General features: G+C 70.7%; 5 protein-coding genes. 1 reads left to right on the top strand and 4 read right to left on the bottom strand.

Features of this window, described 5'->3' with window-relative positions; translation table 11 throughout:
* From VEG08_01380 to VEG08_01365, 4 genes are all read right to left on the bottom strand, one after another.
* Positions 1 to 204, bottom strand: a 204-nt coding sequence (locus VEG08_01380; GenBank protein ID HXZ26629.1) for a hypothetical protein, incomplete at its 3' end; no start/stop codon positions are given.
* A gap of 368 nt (positions 205 to 572) precedes the next feature.
* The gene (locus VEG08_01375) at positions 573 to 1,313 is read right to left on the bottom strand and encodes a hypothetical protein (GenBank protein HXZ26628.1); all 741 of its coding nucleotides are present in this window, start codon (positions 1,311 to 1,313) and stop codon (positions 573 to 575) included.
* A gap of 71 nt (positions 1,314 to 1,384) precedes the next feature.
* Entirely contained in the window at positions 1,385 to 2,488 is a 1,104-nt protein-coding gene (locus tag VEG08_01370; GenBank protein ID HXZ26627.1) for a glycosyltransferase, read from the bottom strand.
* Positions 2,489 to 2,528: 40 nt separating this feature from the next.
* Complete coding sequence (locus tag VEG08_01365) at positions 2,529 to 3,344, bottom strand: hypothetical protein (protein ID HXZ26626.1); 816 nt, start codon at positions 3,342 to 3,344, stop codon at positions 2,529 to 2,531.
* Between the two features lie 123 nt (positions 3,345 to 3,467).
* Between VEG08_01365 and VEG08_01360 the strand changes: the two genes are divergently transcribed.
* The coding region (locus VEG08_01360; protein HXZ26625.1) for a hypothetical protein at positions 3,468 to 3,685 on the top strand (218 nt) is incomplete at its 3' end.

Genomic DNA, 3,685 nt, shown 5'->3' with positions numbered 1-3,685 from the left:
GAGGATGCGGCGGTGGACGGGCTTCAAGCCGTCGCGCACGTCGGGGAGCGCGCGCCCGATGATGACGCTCATGGAGTAGTCGAGATACGAGCGCCGCATCTCCTCTTCAATGTTGATGGGCTGCAGGTTGGCGGCGCCGGGACCGGGAGGAACCCCGCCGTCACCGCCCAAGGGAAGTTGCTGGGGATCTTTTTCGTCAGCCATGATCTAGTCGTCGGTCGTTGGTCGTTGGTGGTTGGCCAAGGCGGTGGGCCGCGGCTTCCGGGCCACACCAAAGGCGTTGGCGCGGGCCTGGTTTCGCGCGGCGCAATCTTCCGTAAATCGTTGCATTTACAGGAGCTTATGTCGCGGAGCAGCAGGGAGGATTATACCACGGATAGGGGCACGCAACGCCAGCTTGATGGCGTCATCCTGAGCACCCTTCAGGGCGCGAGGATCTCGCGCGTGCCGACAACAAGCCCCGAGTGCGCGCGAGATCCTCCGGCGCTAAAGCGCCTCAGGATGACGCCCTCCAAGGAGTTGCGGCGAAAGAAGTGGGCTGACGCCTGAGGTCTGACGTCCGGCGTCTGCTGCTAAGCGGGACCGCGCTTGCCGGGCAGGCGGAAGTCCACGCCGTTCTCCTCGTTGAGGCGGGTGGTGGCGTCCAGATCGAGATCGGTGAGGGGGATCTTGTGCGGACGCCCGCTGGAGAGGTCGTAGAAGGTGTCGCCCATGATGGCGTAGTTGGAGACCTCGGCGCGGTGGCCGTCCTTGAAGACCAGGATGACGGCGGGCTCGGGAGGCGCCGGCGGCTGCGGCGGCGCCGACTCGCGCGCCAGCCGCTCCTGCTCCAGCTCGCGCTCGCGCTGTTCGTTGTAGGCGCGCAGGTCGTCGATGGTCTGCTGCAGCGCCTGCCGCCGCTGCTGGTCCTCGGCGGCTTCCTGCTGCGCCCGCGCCGCCGCCTGCTCGGCTTCGTACTCCGCCTGCGCCTGCTCCTCGTAGTCGGGCGGGCTGTAGTAATAGCCGCCCCAAGGAACCCAGGGAGCGAAGTTGCCGCGGCCATGGAAGCGGCCATGGCCGTCGAAGCCCGGGCGGAAGCCGGGATGGAAACCAGGGTGGAAGCCTGACTGGAAGTGCGAGCCGCCGGAGCTCCGGCCGCTCCAAGTGGCGACTCCGGGATTGCCCATGGCGGCGCGCGGCCCGGGGAACATGGCGGGGCCCATGGGCGCGCTTCCCGGGCCGACGGGCGCGCTGCCGTGGCGCTGCGCCCAGACGGCCGGCGCCGAGCCTAAGGCCAGGGCGGCCAGCAACGCGATGGCATGCAGCCCTCGCATAGCTTTATGGTAGTCCTTTTCGGCGGCGCGGGAGCAGGGAAAGTGACCAAGCCGCAGGCGCGCGGGACGCTTCAGTAGCCGCCGCTCCACTGGTGGGCGAAACGGCGGAGCAGGCGCGCCAGGCCGCGTCCCGCCAGCCCCAGCCGCTGCAACTGCTGCCGCTCCCACTCCACCCGTCTGCCGTAACTCCACTGCTGCAGGTAGGCGGCGAGGGCGCGCAATTCGGCCTGGGGATCGGGCTGCCGGCGCGAGGATTCCTCGATGATCTGGACGTAGAGGGCGAGCCAGGTCTCGCCGGCGGCCTCCAGCGAGGCCTCGTGGCGGGCGCGGCGGCTGACCGCGGCCGCGTCCGCGGGATCGTAGCGCGCCAGCTCGGGGCGCAGGGCCCGGGCCCGCAGCGGGTTGGTGAGCGCGGCCTCGCCGAAGTTCATAGCGCGCAGCCGATCGAAGTTGGCGGACGTGACCATGGGTCCAGCGCCGGCAAAGTCGCAGAGCACCACCGCCGCGCCCACCGCCATGGCCTCCAGCGCGCAGCGTCCCTTGGCGAAGACCAGGTCGTAGGCGGGCAGCACCGACTCCGGGTCGGGTCGCGCGTGGTAGACGTAGCCCAGCAGGTCGGGACGCAGGCCGAAGTGCCGGCAGGCGCGGCGCACCGCCGCCAGGTGGATGGGCGGGCTGGCCTGGCTGCCGAAGACCAGCGCCCGCTGCGGCCGCGGCGGCAGCGGGCCGCGCGCCGGGAAGCGCGCCAGGTCCACCGCGTTCCCGATCATCAGGATGCGCTCCTCAGGAGCCCCCAGCGCGCGCGCGCTGCGCGCGCGGCAGCGCTCGTCCACCGCCACGTAGCGCAGGATGCGGGGAAAGGCGAAGGGCTCCTCCACCGCCGCCAGCCAGCCATGGCAGACGAACAGCGCGGGCGTGGCGGGAAAGTGCAGCAGCGCCTCCACCACCTGGGGGTGGTGGTGGCCGTGGATGACGTCGGGAACGGCGCTCAGGCTCTCCAGCCGGTCGGTGATCTCGATCCCGCGGCGGCGGATCTCCTCCGCCACCGCGCCCAGCTTGGGCGAATAGACCAGGGGGGTGTGGCCGCGGCGCAGGAACTCCCCCGCCAGGTCGCGCACCACCACCTCGGTGCCGGCGGGGTTTGCCAGGTGCGCGTTGGTGATGAGGATCTTCACGGGACGGGCCGGGAGCGCCCCGGCGGCCTCCCAGTCTCGGTCACGAGGGACGGGGCGCGCAAGCGGCGTGCTCGAAGAGGGCCTCCAGCACCGGCAGCATATGCTCCCGCCAGCGGATGACGGAGGCGTAGTCTCCCGCGGCCACCCGCTGCTCTCCCCAAGTCTCGTAAAAAGGCTTGCCCTCCTGGACCGCGGGCGGGGCAGGCGGCACCCGGCGCAGGCACTCCACCCGGAAATACTCCTCTCCGTAGAGCGCCAGGGCGTCGCGCACCTCTTCCCGCATCTCCACGTAATCGTGGGCGGCCTGCAGCTTGCGCTGCAGCAGGGCATCGTCCAGGGAGAGGTGCCAGCAGTGGCGGTCGTGGACCTCGGGCAGCGATTGCCTGCGTTCGGTCAGGCGGAACTCGTAGTTGGCGGGAGCGCCGGCCGCGTCTTGGACCATGCGCGCCGCCGCATCGATGAGCGCGCGGCAGAGATCGTGGGCGGGGTTGTAGCCTTCGCTGGCGTCGCCCGCGACGAAGTCGATGCGGTGGCGGACGAAGGAGTCCGCCAGGCGATCGAGCAGCCCGAGGAAGAGCGCGGTGTTCCCCGCCAGCAGGGCGCGGTAGAGCTCGGCATCAGAGAGCGCGCCGAAGAGCTCGCCGGGCTCCGCCCCCAGCGCCGCAAACAGGCGCGCCGTGGAGGGCAGCCGGGAGACGCCCCCGCGCCCGGAGCCGTCGGTCAGCACGTAGACGCGCGGCCGGTACTCCGCCACCCAGCCGAAGAGCCGCAGCTCATGGCCGGGATGCCCGATCACCAGCGCCGGGCGGCGCGGCGTGTCGGGAGGGTCGGGCTGGCACAGACAGGCGAGCGGCACGAGACGATGCTTCCTTTACGGGAACCTGCTTGGAGACAGCCATCCCCAAGGGGGATATACCTTAGACCGCGCCCGCGGCTTCGTCAAGGCGCGCGGAGTCGGTTGGTCGGCTAGTGGGAAGCTTTGGCCGGGCTGCCGGCCGGCGGGCTTGCGGCCTTGGTCACGGTCTTCAGGGTCTTCCGCAACGCGCGGTTGCGCAAGCGCTGCGCGATCTTCTTCCTGCGCGCCCGGCCGGACCGGGCCTTGTCCCCGTTGATCAGTGACACGGTAGGCTCCTTCTCCGCGTGGTTGGGTCCCATCGAATATACGCTCTTCATGACACCCCGGCACCATCTCAGGCA

It is taken from the genome of Terriglobales bacterium (assembly GCA_035624475.1).
Lineage (GTDB): Bacteria > Acidobacteriota > Terriglobia > Terriglobales > Acidobacteriaceae > DASPRL01.
The sequence above is the reverse complement of the archived record's forward strand: the minus strand, read 5'-3'. Positions and strand labels throughout refer to the sequence as shown.

Coding starts and splice junctions, on each gene's coding strand:
- VEG08_01375 (HXZ26628.1), bottom strand. CDS start 1,313: ATGCGAGGGCTGCATGCCATCGCGTTGCTGGCCGCCCTGGCCTTAGGC.